15 protein-coding genes and 1 pseudogene are annotated in these 17,343 nt (G+C 58.9%); 10 read left to right on the top strand and 6 right to left on the bottom strand.

The genetic code is table 11. The features are described 5' to 3' along the window. Window positions 1-201: flagellin (locus HBH25_RS21345; protein WP_281361167.1), on the top strand; the 201-nt coding region annotated here is incomplete at its 5' end. A gap of 755 nt (window positions 202-956) precedes the next feature. Here HBH25_RS21345 and HBH25_RS21340 read toward each other — a convergent pair. Further along, window positions 957-1,136, bottom strand: a complete 180-nt coding sequence (locus HBH25_RS21340; RefSeq protein ID WP_168085954.1) for a hypothetical protein — start codon at window positions 1,134-1,136, stop codon at window positions 957-959. Between the two features lie 174 nt (window positions 1,137-1,310). On the opposite strand from HBH25_RS21340, the gene HBH25_RS21335 reads away from it, so the two are divergent. Continuing rightward, window positions 1,311-2,522 carry an aldose 1-epimerase family protein gene (locus tag HBH25_RS21335; protein ID WP_168085953.1) on the top strand — a complete coding sequence of 404 codons (1,212 nt, stop codon included), beginning with the start codon at window positions 1,311-1,313 and terminating at the stop codon, window positions 2,520-2,522. Between the two features lie 41 nt (window positions 2,523-2,563). Here the strand turns inward: HBH25_RS21335 and HBH25_RS21330 are convergent, their stop codons facing one another. Beyond that, window positions 2,564-3,742, bottom strand: a complete 1,179-nt coding sequence (locus HBH25_RS21330; protein ID WP_168085952.1) for a XylR family transcriptional regulator — start codon at window positions 3,740-3,742, stop codon at window positions 2,564-2,566. 139 nt (window positions 3,743-3,881) lie between these two features. Here HBH25_RS21330 and HBH25_RS21325 point away from each other — a divergent pair, with 139 nt between their 5' ends. Beyond that, window positions 3,882-4,127 carry a type II toxin-antitoxin system Phd/YefM family antitoxin gene (locus HBH25_RS21325; RefSeq protein ID WP_168085951.1) on the top strand — a complete coding sequence of 82 codons (246 nt, stop codon included), beginning with the start codon at window positions 3,882-3,884 and terminating at the stop codon, window positions 4,125-4,127. Between the two features lie 373 nt (window positions 4,128-4,500). Next, the gene (locus HBH25_RS21320) at window positions 4,501-5,544 is read left to right on the top strand and encodes a hypothetical protein (RefSeq protein ID WP_168085950.1); all 1,044 of its coding nucleotides are present in this window, start codon (window positions 4,501-4,503) and stop codon (window positions 5,542-5,544) included. A 185-nt stretch (window positions 5,545-5,729) separates the two neighbouring features. On the opposite strand, the pseudogene HBH25_RS21315 reads toward HBH25_RS21320, so the two are convergent. Further along, window positions 5,730-5,981, bottom strand: a pseudogene (locus HBH25_RS21315) (integrase core domain-containing protein); the annotation flags it as partial. A gap of 148 nt (window positions 5,982-6,129) precedes the next feature. Here HBH25_RS21315 and xylA point away from each other — a divergent pair. From xylA to HBH25_RS21290, 5 genes are all read left to right on the top strand, one after another. Then, window positions 6,130-7,446, top strand: a complete 1,317-nt coding sequence (gene xylA / locus HBH25_RS21310; RefSeq protein ID WP_168085948.1) for a xylose isomerase — start codon at window positions 6,130-6,132, stop codon at window positions 7,444-7,446. 114 nt (window positions 7,447-7,560) lie between these two features. Next, complete coding sequence (gene xylF / locus HBH25_RS21305; protein ID WP_168085947.1) at window positions 7,561-8,562, top strand: D-xylose ABC transporter substrate-binding protein; 1,002 nt, start codon at window positions 7,561-7,563, stop codon at window positions 8,560-8,562. A 41-nt stretch (window positions 8,563-8,603) separates the two neighbouring features. Continuing rightward, window positions 8,604-10,163 (top strand): D-xylose ABC transporter ATP-binding protein, encoded by a 1,560-nt coding sequence (gene xylG / locus HBH25_RS21300; protein ID WP_168085946.1) that lies wholly within the window; start codon window positions 8,604-8,606, stop codon window positions 10,161-10,163. Further along, on the top strand, window positions 10,164-11,300 hold the full coding sequence (locus tag HBH25_RS21295) for a sugar ABC transporter permease (protein ID WP_168085945.1): 1,137 nt from the start codon (window positions 10,164-10,166) through the stop codon (window positions 11,298-11,300). A gap of 292 nt (window positions 11,301-11,592) precedes the next feature. Beyond that, entirely contained in the window at window positions 11,593-12,564 is a 972-nt protein-coding gene (locus HBH25_RS21290) for an SdiA-regulated domain-containing protein (protein WP_168085944.1), read from the top strand. Here the strand turns inward: HBH25_RS21290 and HBH25_RS21285 are convergent. Continuing rightward, window positions 12,518-13,171 carry a hypothetical protein gene (locus HBH25_RS21285; protein ID WP_178089090.1) on the bottom strand — a complete coding sequence of 218 codons (654 nt, stop codon included), beginning with the start codon at window positions 13,169-13,171 and terminating at the stop codon, window positions 12,518-12,520. The two genes, HBH25_RS21290 and HBH25_RS21285, sit on opposite strands and share 47 nt — an antisense overlap. A 224-nt stretch (window positions 13,172-13,395) precedes the next feature. Between HBH25_RS21285 and HBH25_RS21280 the strand changes: the two genes are divergently transcribed. After that, window positions 13,396-15,765: a membrane-bound PQQ-dependent dehydrogenase, glucose/quinate/shikimate family gene (locus HBH25_RS21280; RefSeq protein WP_168085943.1), complete on the top strand. Its 2,370-nt coding sequence runs from the start codon at window positions 13,396-13,398 to the stop codon at window positions 15,763-15,765. Between the two features lie 10 nt (window positions 15,766-15,775). Here the strand turns inward: HBH25_RS21280 and HBH25_RS21275 are convergent, their stop codons facing one another. Together HBH25_RS21275 and HBH25_RS21270 are read right to left on the bottom strand one after the other, a co-directional pair. Then, window positions 15,776-16,228, bottom strand: a complete 453-nt coding sequence (locus tag HBH25_RS21275) for a hypothetical protein (protein ID WP_229631995.1) — start codon at window positions 16,226-16,228, stop codon at window positions 15,776-15,778. 323 nt (window positions 16,229-16,551) lie between these two features. Beyond that, entirely contained in the window at window positions 16,552-17,226 is a 675-nt protein-coding gene (locus tag HBH25_RS21270; RefSeq protein ID WP_168085942.1) for an HAD family hydrolase, read from the bottom strand. Window positions 17,227-17,343 lie beyond the last annotated feature (117 nt).

Genomic DNA, 17,343 nt, shown 5'->3' with positions numbered 1-17,343 from the left:
CAGAACCGCCTGGAAAGCACCATCAGCAACATCAGCAACATCATCGAAAACGCCACGGCTTCTCGCTCTACCATCCAGGACGTGGACTTCGCCGCTGAAACCGCTGAGCTGACCAAGCAACAAACCCTGCAACAGGCTTCCACCGCGATCCTGTCCCAGGCCAACCAGATCCCGTCGTCTGTACTGAAGCTGCTTCAGTAAGATCGACTCGGCTGGAAACGAAAAGGGTACGCCACGGCGTACCCTTTTTGCGTTGTAGGCCATGCCCAGAATTGCTCGCTGTGGAGCCGGGTGGTTCGTCCGCTACGCGAACTCCTACAGAAGGGGGGCGCAAGCCATGGTTGCTGTGGGACCGGGTGTAGCCGAAGGCGCAGACCGGGAACGGGTCGCTGCGGTGTAGCGGCTATTCAGGTTCGTCCGCTGCGCGAACTCCTACAGGGGGTCCGCGCCAGTCGTGGTTGCCATGGGACCGGGAGTAGCCGCAGGCGGAGGCCGGGAACGGGTCGCTGCGGTGTAGCGGCTATTCAGGTTCATCCGCTTCTGGAACCCCCACAGGGGGATTTGCGCCAGTCTTGATTGCTGTTGGACCGGGTGTAGCCGAAGGCGGAGACCGGGAACGGGTCGCTGCGGTGTAGCGGCTATCCAGGTTCGTCCGCTACGCGAACTCCTACAGGGGTATCTGCGCCAGTCTTGATTGCTGTAGGACCGGGTGTAGCCGAAGGCGCAGACCGGGAACGGGTCGCTGCGGTGTAGCGGCTATCTAGATTCGTCCGCTTCGCGAACCCCCACAGGGGGATTTGCGCCAGTCGTGGTTGCTGTTGGACCGGGTGTAGCCGAAGGCGCAGACCGGGAACGGGCCGCTGCGGTACCGCAGCTGGCCTGGTTCGCCGCTAAGCAAACTCCCACAGGGGGCTGGTTGCTATGGCACCGGGCGCAGCTGGGAACCCCAAAACTGATTAATCAGCTTTACCGTCATTAAAGGTTTTCTTAGCTTCATCCACCGTTGACTCAGCAGGCTGTTTGCTCCCTTTGTCATCGCTGCTCACGCCGCGATTTTCCGACAGCAGTTCCTTGTCGCTGTATGCGCCGCCTGGGCCTGGGTAGGGGCTGGCTTTGCCGTTGTCGTCTTTTACCATGATGTTTCTCCCATTCAGTGTTCAAGAACGCCTGCGCGTTCTTATGGGAGGCCAGCGAAGCCATAGAGTGCCCTAATGGAGATAAGCGGTTCGAAGAACATGTCCTACCCCCATTGCTGAAACGCTTCATCAGCGTTATAAAAAGCGCTTACAACACTAAAAAAGGCACCTCCCATGAAACCCCTTCACCTGCTCGCAGCACTTGGCACGCTGGCTATGACCTCCCAGGCCATGGCACGGGACTATGTGCTGCTAGACACCGACAAAGCCGCCGAACCGTTCAAAGTCACCAGCGCCGAACTTGGTGCCAAAACCACAGCGCCTTTCACCGTGACCGTGCGTACTCTGCATGGCGGCCGACAGGAAGGGGTCAGCGTGATCGACATCGACAACGGCAAGATGAAACTGTCGGTAGTGCCTACACGCGGCATGAACGTGCTGAACGCATCCGTGGGCACGGTGCGCATGGGCTGGGATTCTCCGGTCAAGGAGGTGGTAAACCCTGCCTTTATCGAACTCACCGGGCGTGACGGCCTGGGCTGGCTGGAAGGGTTCAATGAGCTGGTCGCACGCTGCGGCTATGAGTGGGTAGGCCACCCTGGCGTGGACAATGGCGAAATGCTGACCCTCCATGGCCGGGCGGCCAACATTCCCGCCAGCCGTGTGACGCTGCACATTGACGACACGCCGCCCTACGCCATTCACCTGCGCGGCGAACTGAAAGAACAGGCCTTCAAGAAGGTGGATTTCACCGTGGCCACCGAGCTGGTGACGGTGCCGGGCAGTGCCCGCTTTGACCTGAACGATGTGCTCACCAACAACGGCGACTACCCAAAGGAATACCAGGCGCTGTACCACAGCAATTTCAGCACGCCGTTCCTGGAAGAAGGCGCGCGTTTCGTGGCGCCCGTCAAGCAAGTGTCGCCGTTCAACGACAAGGCCAAAGGGGACCTCAGCACCTGGGACACCTACCGCGCGCCCACACGCGACTATGACGAGACCGTGTACAACGTGGTGCCCTACGCAGACGACAAAGGCCAGACCCTAACCGTGCTGCACAACAAGGCGGGCAGCCTGGGCGTGGCGGTGGGCTTCAACACCCAGACGCTTCCCGTGTTCTCCCTTTGGAAAAACACCGACACCCAGGGCCAGGGCTATGTCACCGGCCTGGAGCCAGGCACTAGCTTCTCCTACAACCGTCGCTACCAGCGCCCGTTGAACCTTGTGCCCAAGATCGGCCCCAAGGAAACCCGCCAGTTCAGCATCAGCTACAGCCTGTTGGCAGACAAGCCAGCGGTGGACCAGGCCGTCGAATCGGTGAAGCGCATTCAGAATGGGCGTAACACTGAGGTACGTGACACGCCGCTGGTGGATTTGAAGCAATAGGGTTGAGCGGTAAGCGGCAAGACGGGCTCGCGAGCCTGGGTTTACTTGCTGCTTGAAGCTTGGTACTCCCTGGGGGTGCAGCCGAACTCGCGGCGGAACACGGTATGCAGGTACTGCGGTGATTTGAAGCCGCACGCCTGGGCGATATCGGCAATCGCCATCCCCTCTTCTGCCAACCGCTTGGAGGCGGCGGCCAGCTTGAAGCGCAGTATCTCGTCGTGGACAGTGCGTCCGCGTTCCCGCTTGAAATGCGCTTCCAGCGAAGAGCGAGACACCCCCACGTAACCCGCTACCTGGGCCGTCTTGATACCTTGGCAAGCGTACTGGCGAATGAAGTGCAGGGCCTGCATTACATAAGCGTTGCCCAAAGGCTGGTGCAGGCTGGACGCCTGAACGTTGATGGCTTCTGGTGGCACCAGCACCTGCGTACCCGCCGAGGGCACGCCGTGCAACATCTGGTGCAGCAGCTTCGCCGCGGTACGGCCCATGGCTTCCGTGCCTTGAATCACCGAACTCAAGGGCACACGCGTGAGGGTACGGGTGAGCGGGTCGTTATCGATGCCAATCAACGCCACCTGCTCCGGCACCGCAATGCCTGCCGTAAGGCAAGCCTGCAACAATTGCCGCGCACGGGCATCGCTGACGGCAATGATGCCGATGGGTTTAGGCAAGCTATGCAGCCAGGCAATCTGCTGCTCCACGGCACTGTTCCACAGCGGCGCGCTGGTACCCAACCCCCGGTACACTGCCACCGGCAGGCCATCACGCTGCATCAACTGGCGAAAGGCAACTTCACGCTCCTGGGCCCAGCGGTTGGCCTGTGCCTCGGGCAGGCTGAAACAGGCAAAGCGCGTAAGCCCAGCCTCGATCAAGTGGTCATAGGCCAGCTTGATAAGCGCGGCATTGTCGGTGGCCACATAGGGAATGTGCCTGGGGTAAGCACGTCTGTCTTGATACGAGCCGCCCACGGCCACCACGGGCAGCTTGATGCCGCTCAACGCTTCGCCAATCATGGGGTCGTCGAAATCCGCGATGATTCCATCCCCCTGCCAGCGCTCTATGCCACGCAGGCGGCACAGAAAATCCTCTTCCAGAAACAGATCCCAGGACGCCCGGGTGCTGCTCAGGTAATTGCCAATGCCGGTGATGATGCCGCGGTCGTAGATCTTGCCGCCGTTGAACAACAGCGCAATACGGTGAACAGGAGGCACGGTTTTCATTGTTGTTGTCCGGTGCGAAGGGGTTGTGGACAGGCTAAGGCATGTCGCAGGAAATGCCCAATAACAATAGATTCGAAACGGCCATTTTAAATTAGCTAAGCAAACCACTAAGCTAGGGCCCTCTAAAGGAGAACGATTTATGCCAACCGCCACCTATGGTATTCACGCCGCAAAGACGCGCCTTTCTCAGTTGGTCGAGGACGCACTTGCAGGAATCGAGGTAATCATTTCGCGTAATGGGCAGCCTGTCGTCCGCCTTGAGGTGATTGGGGATGCCGCACCCTTGAAACCTCGCATTGGTGGCTTGAAAGGGCGGACATTTAATGCGGTCGCGTTTGAAGCAATGGATGCTAAGATCGCTGATCTCTTTGAGGCAAAATTGTGAAGTTTCTTTCTGCCGGATAGCTTAACGGTGTCACGGGAGATTAGGTATACCTCCGAACCGGCCACCCTACTCCCAATAATCGTCATTATACGCTCACTGAGCTGATTGTTTATGCAGAGTGGAAAGTCAAGCAGACCTAAGTTCGTTTCGATGATATCAAGATGATATTTTTATGGCTGTGATGCTCTAACTCCTAGTCCATATTTTAAAACGATAGCGCTTTAAACTGGTCTGAAAATTCAGTTAGAAGCCAACATCCTCTTTAAATTTATAAACCAAGTTTAGCCTTTTATGGAACCAGATCGTGATTTGCAACCACTCAGGGGGGCGATATTTGGATCCTGTTTAAATCAATTTTTGAAGGAAATAATCAATGGACGTGAGTCGCTCAGGCCAGCTTAGTGCCCAATATCAACAACACATTGATCCCGCGGAACATGATCAAAAGACCTCGAGTACGGTAGCTGACAAAGGAGGTCGTGACTCAGCGCCTTCCAAGCCTGTGTCTCAGGACAAGCCTTATCATGAGCCGCTCCCATCCGGAGGAAGTAATCGGACCTATCGACCTAGGTCTTTATCAGAGACGAGAATACACGCTCAACTTTCACAAGATGAAAATGAGAAAGTCCTTTCCTTGAAAGACTTTGATAAGTCATTAGAAAATTTCGGAGAATTTTTCGCTTCGCATACAGTAGCGTTACACCATGAACTGGATTCGATGAAAAATACTGTCGGAGAACTCTCGACCTCTCTTGCTACGATCAAAAATCAAAAATCGAATTTAGAGCAAACCGTATCAGCGCGTAAAGAAGGTGCGAAAGCGCGTGCCATTTCGCGAGAAAATACCATTAAAGAACTTCAGGAAGAGAATAAAGGTCTCAATTTTTATAAGGATCAGTCGGATAGTTTAATGGCCAAAATGCAGGAAGCCGTCGATTCCATGGAATCAAAATTAGGAAAACTCAACAAAGACTTAGGAGAAAAATCCAAGATAATCAGCTCACAATCTAATGCAATAAAAAAAGGCAAAGAATCATCTAAAGAAGTTAAGAATTCTCATTTAGAAGACCTTCAAGAAAAAGACAGGACCATTGTTGACATCCAAAATCAAATCAATAACCTGCAATCCGAGCTTGACACAGAAAAGCAAAAAAATACTCTACTTCAAGCTCAGCTAGGCGCCATTAGCTCAACCGAAAGGCAATTCACACCTGCAAAATCTGATGCGTTGGTGAAAACTGGTAAAAAGATAAGTGATCAGTCAGAGGTTTTACAAAAACTCAACACCAAGCTTCTGGATGAACGAAAAGTAATGGTTGCACAGAACAAAGAAAACAAGGAAGAAATTGCCCAGCTAAAAGCCCGACTGATTCAGCTAGCAAAGCTGGCCGGAATTGAGCTTCCAGAAGCGAACTAAATATATAGGCAGGGCAGTTCAAAACAGCATTACTGGCTTGCCATGATAATTGAATATCCTAAACTTTATTCACCCAAATAAGCCCAGCCTGGAATTACCGTTAGTGATAATCGGCGTGGCGAATCGCGCTTGATTCATCACTCGAAATGGGAGGTGTTATTTGATTGACCCGTGCGCTGTACCGGTCAACAATTCCCTGACACAGAATTGATTTTTTCTTCCGCAACAGCCGGCGGCACGAAGCCGTTGTGCTGATGCGGCCTTGTCCAGTTGTACCGCTGCATGAGATAGCGTCCGATATCTTGCTCGGCCAGCGCTGCCGTCATGTAACCCACCGTCGGTATCCATTCCTTTTTCAAGCTCCGAAACAGCCGCTCCGTGGGCGCGTTGTCATAGCAGTTCCACCGTCGGCTCATGCTTTGAGTTATCAGCTCTCTGCTTACTAGATAGTTGTTCACGAACACTCGCCTTCGGCTACAAGCCCTACCTACGCAAAAACGCACCCCACCCTGGCGGTTTTCATAATCGCCCTCCGCCCGGCCATTGCTAGCATCAGCTCACACTCCATAACAACAAGGCCGCCCCATGCCGTACTTCCCTGATGTGGAACCTATCCGATACGAAGGCCCGGACAGCGATGCCCCACTCGCCTTTCGCCATTACGACGCCAATAAGCTCGTGCTAGGCAAGCCCATGCGTGAGCACTTGCGCATGGCGGCGTGCTATTGGCACACCTTTGTGTGGCCGGGAGCGGACATGTTTGGGGTGGGGACCTTCAAGCGCCCCTGGCAAACGCCGGGAAACCCAATGGAAATGGCCATCGCCAAGGCCGAGGCCGCCTTTGAATTCTTCTCCAAGCTGGGCGTGGATTACTACAGCTTTCACGACACGGACGTGGCACCGGAGGGGGCATCCCTGAAGGAATACCGGGACAATTTTGCCCAGATGGTGGACCACCTGGAGCGCCATCAGGAACAGAGCGGCCTACAGTTGCTCTGGGGCACCGCCAACTGCTTCAGCAACCCGCGCTTTGCCGCCGGGGCCGCCAGCAACCCGGACCCGGAAGTGTTCGCCTATGCCGCTACCCAGGTGTTCAGCGCCATGAACGCTACCCAGCGGCTTAAAGGCGCCAACTACGTGCTATGGGGCGGCCGTGAGGGCTATGAAACCCTGCTCAACACCGACCTCAAGCGTGAACGCGAGCAGCTGGGCCGTTTCATGCGCATGGTGGTGGAGCACAAGCACAAGATCGGGTTCACGGGGCATTTGCTGATCGAGCCCAAGCCCCAGGAGCCCACCAAGCACCAATACGACTACGACAGCGCCACGGTATTCGGCTTCCTGCAGCAATACGGGCTGGAGCAGGAAATCAAGGTCAACATCGAAGCCAACCACGCCACCCTGGCCGGCCACAGCTTCCACCACGAGATCGCGACAGCCGTGTCCCTGGGTATCTTCGGCAGCATCGATGCCAACCGGGGCGACCCGCAGAATGGCTGGGACACAGACCAGTTCCCCAACAGCGTGGAGGAAATGACCCTGGCCACCTACGAGATTCTCAAAGCGGGCGGTTTTACCCATGGTGGCTTCAACTTCGATTCCAAAGTGCGCCGGCAAAGCCTGGACGAGGTAGACCTGTTCCACGGCCACGTAGCCGCCATGGACGTGTTGGCGCTGTCCCTCGAACGCGCCGCCGCCATGGTGGAGAACGACCGGCTGCAGGCGTTCAAAGACCAGCGTTATGCCGGCTGGCAGCAACCGTTCGGCCAGCAGGTGCTGGCAGGTGAATTTACGCTTGAGTCCCTGGCCCAACACGCCTTCAACCATGAGCTGAACCCTCAGGCGGTCAGCGGCAGGCAGGAAATGCTCGAAGCCGTTGTGAACCGGTTCATTTACCGCTAAGCGCTGTGACATTCGTGCGACAAATCGTTACGCGCCGGTGGCCGCTACGTTCTACAGTGGTTACCGGCAGTTGCAATACTTGTGTCTCCAACAACAATAAAAGGGCGCACTACCATGAAAGCACTCAAACGTACCCTGCTGGCCAGCGCATTGGCCTTGCTGTCCCTTCCCGTGATGGCCGACTCTGCGCACCCGAAAATCGGCTTCTCTATCGACGACCTGCGCTTGGAGCGCTGGGCGCGTGACCGCGATTACTTCGTGGCCGCGGCAGAAAAGATGGACGCCAAGGTGTTCGTGCAATCGGCCGACGCTAATGAGCAGAAACAGATCTCCCAGATCGAAAACCTGATCTCCCGTGGCGTGGATGTGATTGTGATCGTGCCGTTCAATGCCACGGTGCTCACCAATGCCGTAGCCGAAGCCAAGAAAGCCGGCATCAAGGTGGTGTCCTATGACCGGCTTATTCTCAATGCCGATGTGGATGCCTATATCTCCTTCGATAACGAGAAAGTAGGCGAAATGCAGGCCAGCGGCGTACTCAAAGCGGCGCCCAAGGGTAATTATTTCCTGTTGGGCGGCGCGCCTACCGACAACAACGCCAAGGTGCTGCGTGAAGGTCAGATGAAGGTGCTGCAACCGGCCATCGACAAGGGCGACATCAAAATTGTGGGCCAGCAATGGGTCAAGGAGTGGAACCCCACCGAAGCCCTGAGCATCGTGGAAAACGCCCTGACCAAGAACAACAACAAGATCGACGGCATCGTAGCCTCCAACGACGCCACTGCAGGCGGTGCCATCCAGGCCCTGGCCGCGCAGAAACTGGCCGGCAAGGTACCCATTTCGGGGCAGGACGCCGACCTGGCAGCGGTCAAGCGGGTAATCGATGGCACCCAGACCATGACCGTCTACAAACCGCTCAAGCTGATCGCTTCCGAGGCGGCCAAGCTGTCTGTGCAGTTGGCCCGTAACGAGAAGCCCAGCTACAGCTCCCAGTACGACAATGGAGCCAAGAAGGTGGACACCATTCTGCTCACCCCCACCCCGCTGACCAAGGACAACATCGACCTGCTGGAAAAGGACGGCTTCTACACAACGGCCCAAATGAACGGGCAGTAAGCCTGTGAACCTGACTGTCGCTTGCGTGTGAGTGCCGTGCCATGCCTGACTCCCTGTTGCAAATGAATGGCATCGTCAAACGCTTTGGCGGTGTAAAGGCCTTGAATGGCATCGATCTCAAAGTACGGCCTGGCGAATGCGTGGGGCTGTGCGGCGAGAACGGTGCCGGCAAGTCTACCCTTATGAAGGTGCTGTCGGCGGTGTACCCCTTCGGCACCTGGGAGGGGGACATCCTCTGGGACGGGCAGCCCCTCAAGGCCCAGTCCATACGGGACACCGAAGCGGCGGGGATTGTGATTATCCACCAGGAGTTGACCCTGGTGCCGGACCTGTCCGTGGCCGAGAACATCTTCATGGGCCACGAACTGACCCTCCCCGGTGGCCGGATGAACTACCCGGCCATGTATCACCGGGCCGAGGCCCTGATGCGCGAGCTGAAGGTGCCCGACATGAACGTGGCACTGCCGGTGTCCCAGTACGGTGGCGGCTACCAGCAACTGGTGGAAATTGCCAAAGCGTTGAACAAGCAGGCCCGGCTGCTGATCCTGGATGAGCCCTCGTCGGCCCTGACCCGGTCGGAAATCGAAGTGTTGCTGGGCATTATCCGCGACCTGAAAGCCAAAGGTGTGGCCTGTGTGTACATTTCCCATAAGCTCGATGAAGTGGCGGCGGTGTGTGACACCATTTCGGTGATTCGGGACGGCAAGCACATCGCGACCACGGCCATGGCCGACATGGACATTCCCAGGATCATCACCCAGATGGTCGGGCGTGAAATGAGTAACCTCTACCCGTCCGAACCCCATGAGGTGGGCGAGGTGATTTTCGAGGCTCGGCACTTTACCTGCTATGACCAGGACAACCCCAAGCGCAAGCGGGTGGACGATATTTCCTTCACACTCAAGCGTGGCGAAATCCTGGGCATCGCCGGGCTGGTGGGTGCCGGGCGCACCGAGCTGGTGACGGCGCTGTTCGGTGCCTACCCCGGGCGCTACGAGGGCGAGGTGTGGCTCAACGGTGCGCGCATCGATATGCGTACCCCGCTCAAATCCATCCGGGCAGGCGTGTGCATGGTGCCCGAGGACCGCAAGCGCCAGGGCATCATCCCCGACCTGGGGGTGGGCCAGAACATCACCCTGGCCGTGCTGGACACCTATTCGAAGCTGACCCGCATCGATGCCGAGGCCGAACTGGGCAGCATTGACCGGGAAATCACCCGCATGCGCCTGAAAACCGCCAGCCCCTTCCTGCCCATCACCAGCCTGTCAGGGGGTAACCAGCAGAAAGCCGTGCTGGCCAAGATGCTGCTGGCCCAACCGAAGGTGCTGATACTGGACGAGCCCACCCGTGGGGTGGATGTGGGCGCCAAGTACGAGATCTACAAGCTGATGGGGGCGCTGGCCGCCCAGGGCGTGTCGATCATCATGGTGTCCTCGGAGCTGGCCGAAGTGCTGGGGGTGTCGGACCGGGTACTGGTGATCGGCGAAGGCCAATTGCGGGGTGATTTCCTCAACCAAGGCCTTACCCAGGAACAGGTGCTGGCTGCTGCGCTGACGGCGCCATCAGGCCATGACAATGACAATAAGCGGAAAACTGCCTAGATGAACCAGGTCAAACAACTGTTCACGCGCTACAAGATGCTGGCGCTGGTGATCGCGGTGGCGATCATCTGGCTCTTCTTCAGCTGGCAGACTGAAGGCGGGTTCGTAACCCCGCGCAACCTCTCCAACCTGCTGCGACAGATGTCCATTACCGGCATTCTGGCCTGCGGCATGGTGTTGGTGATCATTAGTGGGGAGATCGACCTGTCGGTAGGCTCGCTGCTAGGCCTGCTGGGTGGGCTGGCAGCGATCCTGGACGTGGTGTATCACGTACCCCTGCTGGCCAACCTCGGGCTGGTGGCGCTCTGTGGCCTTGTGATCGGCCTCGCCAATGGGTGCATGACGGCCTACCTGCGCATTCCCTCGTTCATTGTGGGCCTGGGCGGCATGCTTGCGTTCAGGGGCGTGCTGCTGGGCATTACCGGGGGCACCACCATCGCACCAGTGTCACCTGAGTTGGTGTATGTGGGCCAGGGCTACCTTCCCCAGAGCGTTGGCCTGGTGCTGGGCGCTGCATTGTTTGCCTTGACCCTGTTCCTGACCTGGCGGCAACGTCGAAACCGAGCCTTCCATGGCTTGGCGCCCCATGCGCTCGTCCGTGACCTTTTGCGGGTGGTGGTGATTGGCCTGGTGCTGGCGGCCTTTGTGTACACCCTCAATAGCTACGACGGCATTCCAGTGCCGGTGCTGCTGCTGTTGGTGTTGCTGGGCGTATTCAGCTATGTGACCAGCCAGACGGTATTCGGCCGGCGCATCTACTCGGTGGGCAGTAACATGGAGGCTACGCGGCTCTCCGGCATTAACGTACAAGCCATCAAGCTGTGGATCTTCGGCATCATGGGTGTAATGTGCGCCCTGGCCGGCCTGGTGAACACCGCTCGGCTGGCAGCCGGTTCTCCTTCTGCGGGGAACATGGGCGAACTGGACGCCATCGCGGCCTGTTTTATTGGCGGCACCTCCATGCGCGGCGGCTCTGGCACGGTGTACGGTGCCTTGCTGGGCGCCCTGGTGATCACCAGCCTGGACAACGGCATGTCCATGCTGGACGTGGACAGCTACTGGCAGATGATCGTCAAGGGCAGCATTCTGGTGCTGGCGGTGTGGGTAGACGTGAGTACACGCGCAGGGCGGCGGTGAGTACCACCTAGAGCGGGTATTCCCGGGCTTTGCCCGGTCCAACAGGGCGGCAGTGCTAACCGTAGGCCGTCACCGCCCACTTCACGTTCTCCAGGAAGCACGGATCACATGCTCCAGGGCTGGCACCCAGGCAATAGTGATCCTGTGCATCCTGGGTGCCAGGCGATTTGGGCGATAGCGCTTGTAACTGAAACCTTTCGTTAATCTGCTCGTGACATTCCACTGCGATAGTCACTGCGCGTTCGGTCAGCCGACTGAGTGCCGTGAACGACGCTGCCGTGGAGGTTCTTGCATGACGACGCAAACCCTTACTCGCCATGGGCTTCGCTTACGCCCCCGCCTGCGTAGCCTACGCCTGCCCAACCTGCGTGCAGCCCTGCTCATGGCGGCGGTGTGTGCAGCGGGTGTTCAGGTGTACGGGGAATGCTGGGCCGAACAGGCCTATGGGCATTGGCACAATGTGTGGGCCGGCAACACCGCCCCGGCCCAGAACCTATGGCTGCCGGCGTTCACCGTGGCCATCGATGCCAAGGTAGTGGAACCGGGCCTGCGCAACCTGTCAGGCATCACCTACGACTACGACAATGACCGCCTGCTGGCCGTTACCAACGACATGCCTGTAGAGCTGCTGGTATTGACCAAAAACGGCGAAGTAGAGGGCCGCTACCCCTTGGCCGGGTTCCAGGATCCGGAAGCCATCACCTACGTGGGCCATGATCGGGTAGTGATTGCCGAAGAGCGCAAGCAGCGCCTGAACATGATCACCCTTCCGCGCTTGCCCCAGCCACTGTCAGCCGCCCAGGCGCAGACGGTGACCTTAGGGCTGGACGCCACCCGTAGCAACAAAGGGCTGGAGGGCGTGACCTACGACCGAGCCTCCGACCGGCTCTTCGCCATTAAAGAACGTGACCCTTTACAGATGTGGGCCGTGACAGGCCTCATGAAGTCGGTACAAGGGCCGGTCAACGTCTCGATTACCGACCTTACCCCCTGGCTGACCCGCAACCGCTATGGCAGCGACCTGTCCGATGGCTATTTCGACCCCGTCACCCGGCACCTGCTGTTGCTGAGCGACCAATCGAAAAACATTACCGAGCTGGACAGCGAGGGTCGCTTCGTCAGCATTCGCTCCTTGCGGGCCACGCTGGGTGGCCTGGCCAAGGATGCGCCCCAACCCGAGGGCATTACCATGGACACCGACGGTAACCTGTATGTGGTTAGTGAACCCAACCTGTTCTACCGGTTTGCAAAGCCGGCGCACTGACTGCCCGGCGCGCTCGCCAGAAATATTCCAGGCTAGCCGCCAGCCACAGGGTATAGGTCAGCAGCTCGATGCCCTCTTCCACGGCAGTCTTGGCCAGCCGCGCATAGCCGCCTTGCAGGATGAGGTGCCATAACGCCCCCATGCCGAATACCCGTGAGAACACCAATACTGCAAACCCTGTAGAGAAGGCGCTGAATTCGCGCGACTTCAAAAACGCCAGGATCCCGCTCAGGGTGCTTGCACGGTTTGCGGCCGTGCAGGCGAACCGTACGCAGCCGCCCGCGATCAGCAACAGGGGCCAGCACCAGGCGCTGTGGCTGATAGGGTCAAACAGCCCGTCCAGCTCACGCATCAACAGGCAGGCGAAGAACCCCCCTGCCAGCACATTGAAGCCCCGCTCGCCCTTCGCAGCAGGTGCGAGCCAGAACAGCAGTGCGCACCCCAACAACATCAACTCCTGACCGACCTCAGTGAAGGACAACTCTAGAAGATCGGTATGGAACACGGCCAGGTCCAGCCACAATAGGGCAATGGCTACAGCCACCAGGGCCAAGCGCAAGAAGAAGCCGACGCCTGCCTGTTGCAGCGTGTTTACAGGTAATTGCACAGTACATTCCGTTACGTGTTGAGCCAAACGAGGCGGCGACAGTAAACGAATCTTTCACATCTTTTTCACCTATTTTTATTGATTGGAGGTATCACTCCAATTCATAGGGCGCTGCCCCTTGCAATCCGGCATGAGCAGTATTTTCTGAAGGGATGTCGATAATCGCAGACCTGCCCTGGCAGCGGCTGGTATAAGGCTGACTTCGACTACACAGGAAAAACGCGATGGTCCTGAAAGCAACGAGCGCCCTGATGGCAGCCCTGGCGGTGGCACTGGTGTACATGGGGGGGCGCCTCCTGCTGGCGGGCGGGTCCCCGGCCTACCTGGCCATCGGCAGTGTGATCCTGCTCACAGCGGTGTTGCTGTGGCTCAGAAAGCGCAGTGCACTCACCCTTTACGCTTTGCTGATGTGGGTCATTCTGGCCTGGATCATTATGGAAGTGGGGTTTGACAAGTGGCAGTGGATTCCCCGGGGCGACGTGTTTGCACTGGTGGGCTTCTGGCTGGCCATGCCCTGGGTGGTCCGCCCCTTGATGCAGGCCCACACGGCCAGCGATACCCGCCGTTTTCACCCGGTGCTGGGCACCACGGTTGCCGTGATGATGGCCATGGTGCTTGCCCTGACCCTGTACGACCCCTACCCCATCGCCGGTACGCTGGGCAACCCCGCAACGGCCCGTAGCAGCACCGCTGCCGGAAGCGACTGGGCGGCGTACGGCGGCACGAACCTTGGCCAGCGCTTCTCTACCCTGGACCAGATCAACACCCGCAACGTGAGCACCCTGGTGCCAGCCTGGGAGTACCACACCGGTGACCTGCGCGACCCGAACACAGACGCCCGCGAATATACGTTTGAGGCCACACCCTTGAAGGTCAACAACCGGGTCTACCTGTGCACGGCCCATAACGAGGTGCATGCCCTGGTTCCGGAAACCGGAACCCTGGCCTGGAAGTACGTACCGGAAAAAAACCGGTCGTACCTGCAGCAGCACCAGACCTGCCGAGGTGTGAGCTATTACGCTGTCGCGCCAGAAACGGCCGGTACTCCACCCGCCGCCTGTGCCAAGCGCATTCTGATGGCCACCGCCGATGCGCGGCTGCTGGCGCTGGACGCCGATACCGGGAAACTGTGCGAAGGGTTCGGCGACAAGGGCGTTGTTGACCTGAGCGCCAACATGGGCACGCTTCGCCCCCATGCCTTGATGCAAACGTCGGCCCCGCTGGTGGCTGGCGGCTTGGTTGTACTGGGCAGCTCGGTGATGGACAACGGCTACAAAGACGGCAACCCGTCCGGGGTCATCCGCGCCTACAGCGCCGTCACCGGCCAACTGGTGTGGAACTTCGACCCTGCCAACCCCACGGCGACCCAGCCTATCGCGGCAGGCCAGACGTACCCCCAGGACACCCCAGTGGCCTGGGCTACCCTAAGCGCTGATGTGAAAAACGGCCTGGTCTACGTGCCCTTCGGCAACGCCTCGCCCGATGAACTGGGAGCCCGGCGCAACCCGGCCAATAACACGGAAATCTTCCGTGACACCCTGGTAGCGCTGGACCTGAACACCGGTGCATTCAAATGGAAGTTCCAGACCTCCAACAATGACCTGTGGGACCGTGACAACCCTTCCCAGCCCAGCCTTCTGGACATCGGCGAAGACGGTAGCAAGCAGCCGGCACTGGTGCTGCCCACCAAGGTGGGCAACCTGTTCGTACTCAACCGCCTGACCGGCGAACCCCTCGTGCCGGTGAACGAGGTCAAGGTGTCCACGGAGGGCGGCGTGCCAGGGGAGCACTTTGCACAGACGCAAGCCGTGTCTGGTATCAATTTCATCCCTAAGCCGTTAAGCGAAAACGCCATGTGGGGGCTCACGCCTTTCGATCAGATGGCCTGCCGCATCAGCTTTCATAGGCTGCGCTACGACGCCAACCCCTGGACGCCGGCCACCGAGCAAGGTTCGTTGATTTTCCCTGGCAACATTGGTGTGTTCAACTGGGGCTCGGTCGCCGTGGACCCGGATCGCCAGTTGCTGATCGCCACGCCTGTGCGCCTGGCCTACCGTTACGACCTGATCAAACGTGACACACAACACCCTGAAAAGCGCCTGTTTACCGAAGAAGGCTCCCCCTACTGGAACGAGAACTTCCAGGGGGACTACGCCATCAAGATCAAGCAATTTGTGTCGTCCCTGGGTATACCGTGTATCGCGCCGCCATGGGGGCGCATGGCTGGCGTGGACCTGAAGACCGGCAAAACCCAGTGGCTACGCCGCACGGGGACCACCAAGAACTTGAAGACAGCGTTCCTGGCTGATCGCTTCCCTGTGGGTTTCCCGGTTGGCATGGTCGCCCATGGCGGGCCGTTGGCGACCGCTGGCGGGTTGGTGTTCCAAGGGGCAACGGCCGACAATTTCTTCAGGGCCTATGACATCGACACCGGGGCGCTGCTGTGGCAGACCGAACTGCCCGCAGGGGGCCAGGCCACGCCTTCCACCTACCTGGGCAGTGACGGCAAGCAGTATGTGGTGATTTCAGCAGGCGGGCATTCCGGGCTGGGGACTACCCTGGGTGATAGCGTGGTGGCGTTCAGGGTGAACTAAAGTGTGATGCTCAAGGCTCGCGCCCCTCACGGGGGTGGGCCGCGTCTACGATCAAGGCACCCTGCAGCCGGCGAATGCGTGGTGCCACGTGGTAGGCGCCATCGTCGTTATGACGCAGGTAAACCCGGCTGCAGGCCAGGCAACGCCACACGGTGGCTTGGTTGCAAGGGTAGAACTGCACCGCGATGGGTGCGGTGGGCGACCAGTAGCCCATGTGGTCGGGGTCGTACTCGTCCAGCGTAGCGTGCTCGGGCGCGTATCGGGCCAATGTACCCAGTTGCTCGAAATGAGCATCGCGGTAGCCCACGGGCCAGTTGGACCAGCCGCTCAGGTCGCGGGCCAGGCACGCGCAGGGGGTGGTTATAAGGCTATCGCCGGCAGCCAGCGCCTGTAGTGCAGGGGTATCGATGAACCCATCCATGTGGTAGTGCTCCTGAAGGTCACGGGCCGCAAGCCGAGCCATGTGGCCACAGTATACGCCCGACCATCCAAGTTCGCCGGCTGCACCCGCGCTTCGCCAGCTCCCACAGAAGCAGGGGCCTGTAGGCGTGGGGGGGGCGGCCTTCCGGCAGCGCCCGCGAATGCTTGATGCCGACCACCCGTATAACATCATTCAAGCACGTTCGCCGGCTTCGCCAGCTCCCACAGAAGGCAATACGTGCCGCATTGTAGGAGTGGGGGGCCGGCCTTCCGGCAGCGCCCGCGAATGTTTAACGCCGACCACCCGTATAACGTCATTCGAGCACATTCGCCGGCTTCGCCAGCTCCCACACCATGCGCCGTTGTTTATTCGAACGACGCCACTTCATCCAGGTGATTCAACAGGTCCAGGGGTTCTTCATACACCCGCAAGGCCCCTGCGCGCTCCAGCTCGCTGATGTCGTAACCGCCCGACAGCAAGCCGATCCCGGTGGCCTTGGCACGGCGCGCCGCGAGCATGTCCCAGATGGCGTCGCCAATCACCAGGCATTCCTCGATGGGCACCCCCATCTTGTCGGCACCGGCGATAAACAGGCTGGGGTCAGGCTTACCCTGCTTCACGTCGTCACGGGTCACTAGGGTGATCTTGTCCTTATCCAGCCCTAGCACCTTGAGGTTGATTTCAGCGGTCGACATTTCGCCGCTGGTGGCGATGCACCACTTCAAGTTCTCCGCATCCAGCTTCTTCAGCAGATCTACCGCGCCGGGCAATGCAATGATCTGCCCTTGCAGGCGTTCATACGCTTCGCTGTGGCGCTTGCTCAAACGCTCGGCCTGTTCCTCGGTCAGGTCCAGGCCTGTCTCACGGGACAGGTTTTTCAGCATCAGGCCGCCGCTCATGCCGATCTTGCGGTGCAAGCGCCACATGGGCAGGGGAATGCCTTCGGCGTCCAAGGCTTCTTTCCAGGCCGCCACGTTCTGGTACACGCTGTCGGTCAAGGTGCCATCGAGGTCGAAGATAAAAGAGGTTTTGTCGCGCATGGGTCAATCCGTAAGCAGGCGGGTTCAAGCATCAGAGAAAGCCCGCGCCGCGATGGTTCAAGGGGATTGGCAACGCGTGGGCAGTGAACACCTCTAGCCGTGAACGTTTACGGCACG

Origin of the sequence: Pseudomonas quercus (assembly GCF_012033695.1) — a bacterium.
Lineage (GTDB): Bacteria > Pseudomonadota > Gammaproteobacteria > Pseudomonadales > Pseudomonadaceae > Aquipseudomonas > Aquipseudomonas quercus.
The sequence above is the reverse complement of the archived record's forward strand: the minus strand, read 5'-3'. Positions and strand labels throughout refer to the sequence as shown.

What these genes read in the sequence shown, in the direction of transcription:
- HBH25_RS21340 (WP_168085954.1), bottom strand. Translation starts at nt 1,136, where the DNA reads ATGGTAAAAGACGACAACGGCAAAGCCAGCCCCTACCCAGGCCCAGGC.
- HBH25_RS21335 (WP_168085953.1), top strand. Translation starts at nt 1,311, where the DNA reads ATGAAACCCCTTCACCTGCTCGCAGCACTTGGCACGCTGGCTATGACC.
- HBH25_RS21330 (WP_168085952.1), bottom strand. Translation starts at nt 3,742, where the DNA reads ATGAAAACCGTGCCTCCTGTTCACCGTATTGCGCTGTTGTTCAACGGC.
- HBH25_RS21325 (WP_168085951.1), top strand. Translation starts at nt 3,882, where the DNA reads ATGCCAACCGCCACCTATGGTATTCACGCCGCAAAGACGCGCCTTTCT.
- HBH25_RS21320 (WP_168085950.1), top strand. Translation starts at nt 4,501, where the DNA reads ATGGACGTGAGTCGCTCAGGCCAGCTTAGTGCCCAATATCAACAACAC.
- xylA (WP_168085948.1), top strand. Translation starts at nt 6,130, where the DNA reads ATGCCGTACTTCCCTGATGTGGAACCTATCCGATACGAAGGCCCGGAC.
- xylF (WP_168085947.1), top strand. Translation starts at nt 7,561, where the DNA reads ATGAAAGCACTCAAACGTACCCTGCTGGCCAGCGCATTGGCCTTGCTG.
- xylG (WP_168085946.1), top strand. Translation starts at nt 8,604, where the DNA reads ATGCCTGACTCCCTGTTGCAAATGAATGGCATCGTCAAACGCTTTGGC.
- HBH25_RS21295 (WP_168085945.1), top strand. Translation starts at nt 10,164, where the DNA reads ATGAACCAGGTCAAACAACTGTTCACGCGCTACAAGATGCTGGCGCTG.
- HBH25_RS21290 (WP_168085944.1), top strand. Translation starts at nt 11,593, where the DNA reads ATGACGACGCAAACCCTTACTCGCCATGGGCTTCGCTTACGCCCCCGC.
- HBH25_RS21280 (WP_168085943.1), top strand. Translation starts at nt 13,396, where the DNA reads ATGGTCCTGAAAGCAACGAGCGCCCTGATGGCAGCCCTGGCGGTGGCA.
- HBH25_RS21275 (WP_229631995.1), bottom strand. Translation starts at nt 16,228, where the DNA reads ATGGCTCGGCTTGCGGCCCGTGACCTTCAGGAGCACTACCACATGGAT.
- HBH25_RS21270 (WP_168085942.1), bottom strand. Translation starts at nt 17,226, where the DNA reads ATGCGCGACAAAACCTCTTTTATCTTCGACCTCGATGGCACCTTGACC.